The organism is Mesorhizobium sp. M7A.T.Ca.US.000.02.2.1 (assembly GCF_003996995.1).
Taxonomy (GTDB): Bacteria; Pseudomonadota; Alphaproteobacteria; order Rhizobiales; family Rhizobiaceae; genus Mesorhizobium.
Window position 1 is genome coordinate 1 of the sequence record NZ_RZTT01000717.1, and the last position, 1,612, is coordinate 1,612.

Sequence of the window (1,612 nt, forward strand, 5' to 3'; positions counted from 1 at the left end):
GCGCCGTCCGGCCTCGGCAGAGGCGCGCTCGAGCACCGCCTGATGGCCGCGATGGACGCCATCGAAATTGCCGATCGCCACCACGCCGCCGCGCAGGTCGGCGGGAAGCGGCGCGGTTGCCAGGATGCGTTGGAAGGCTGCCATCGTCACCTACCGAAGCCTGGGAATGACGGCCACCGGACCATAGCCATGCTTTTCCAGGAACGCCGCCAGCCTTGCCGGATCCGGTTGCAGGGCATCGCCATAGTCGCGGGCATGGATGCCGCCGGAGACATAAAGAACATCGAAGCCATTGTCGGCGGCGCCCTTCACATCGGTCATTATGCCGTCGCCGATGGCCAGCACCTGGTTGCGCTCGACCGGCTGGCCAAGAATCTCGGCAACCTCCTTCATCGCGAGATTGTAGATCGGCGCGTATGGTTTTCCAGCGATCAATGTGCGGCCGCCAAGCTGGGCATAGTCACGCGCCAGCGCGCCGGCACACCAGATGATGCGTTCGCCGCGCTCGACCACGATGTCGGGATTTGCGCAGATGAAAGGCAGGTTCCTGGCGCGCAGCCGCCGCAGGAGCTCCGTGTAATCCTCGGGTTTTTCGACCTCGTCGTCGAACAGGCCGGTGCAGACGACGCCGGACGCCTCGAACTCCTCGACAAGCTCGACGTCGAGACCTTCATAGAGGGTGAAGTCCCGGTCGGCGCCGATATGGAAAATCTTGCGCGGCCCTTCGGCGATCAGATCCCGCGTCACGTCGCCTGAGGTAACCACCCGGTCGTAGGCTGACGGTGGAACACCGATCGCGTTCATCTGCGCCACGACATCGGCACTTCTACGCGGCGAATTGGTGATCAGGACGACGGGGATTTTCGCCTCTCGAGCCCTTGCCAGTGCGGAAGCCGCCACCGGGAAGTGCGTTTCACCATTGTGGACCACGCCCCAGACATCGCACAGGATTGCCGAATAGGCCTTCGACACGTCTTCGAGCGAGCCGATGATTTCAGGCGAATCCGCCATGCCGTTTCCTTCAGTCATGATCGTTGCGATCGCTGCCACCGACGGTTCGCCGCAGCCGGTTCGGATTAGCCGAACCGCCCCGGCCTGTCACCAGCTTTCGCCAGTCGCGCGAGCGGCAGTGGATGTCTCGCGCGAAAGGCTGCGATGGGTAAAGTCCAAGGTTTCCTCGCTTCAGTAGCTGCAATGGCGGCGCACTATCGTGCCGTGGGGCCGGCATGGTTAACTAGCCTCCAAAAAACTGGCCGGTCTTTGACGCATCCAGCAACGTGAAAATTAGCGTTTTATGAGCATCGTCATGCCGACCACTGGTTTCTGGGCTGGGATGCTAAAAGCGATGATCCTCGGATTCGCGCGCGACAGGCGCGGCAACTTTGCCTTGGCAACCGCCATGGCGATGCTGCCGATGATGCTTGGCGTTGCCGGAGTCATGGATCTGGTGGGCACCAGCGAGGATGCCGCGCAATTGCAGAACTCACTGGACGCGGCGGGGCTCGCCGTCGGCACAAAGTATTCGCCCGGCATGACGGCAGGTGATGTCCAGGCGCTCGGGCTGACATTTTTCGCGGCCAATATGAGCATTGCCGACCAGCAAGAATATTCG

At 62.1% G+C, this 1,612-nt stretch carries 3 protein-coding genes; 1 reads left to right on the top strand and 2 read right to left on the bottom strand.

All coding sequences use genetic code 11. From position 1 onward, the window contains the following. Together EOD15_RS33920 and EOD15_RS33925 are read right to left on the bottom strand one after the other, a co-directional pair. A partial coding sequence (locus tag EOD15_RS33920; RefSeq protein WP_148129807.1) for an adenylyltransferase/cytidyltransferase family protein occupies nucleotides 1-144 on the bottom strand: 144 nt, incomplete at its 3' end. 6 nt (nucleotides 145-150) lie between these two features. Then, nucleotides 151-1,011 (bottom strand): TIGR01459 family HAD-type hydrolase, encoded by an 861-nt coding sequence (locus EOD15_RS33925; protein ID WP_164762090.1) that lies wholly within the window; start codon nucleotides 1,009-1,011, stop codon nucleotides 151-153. 283 nt (nucleotides 1,012-1,294) lie between these two features. On the opposite strand from EOD15_RS33925, the gene EOD15_RS33930 reads away from it, so the two are divergent. After that, nucleotides 1,295-1,612: TadE/TadG family type IV pilus assembly protein (locus tag EOD15_RS33930; RefSeq protein ID WP_245463849.1), on the top strand; the 318-nt coding region annotated here is incomplete at its 3' end.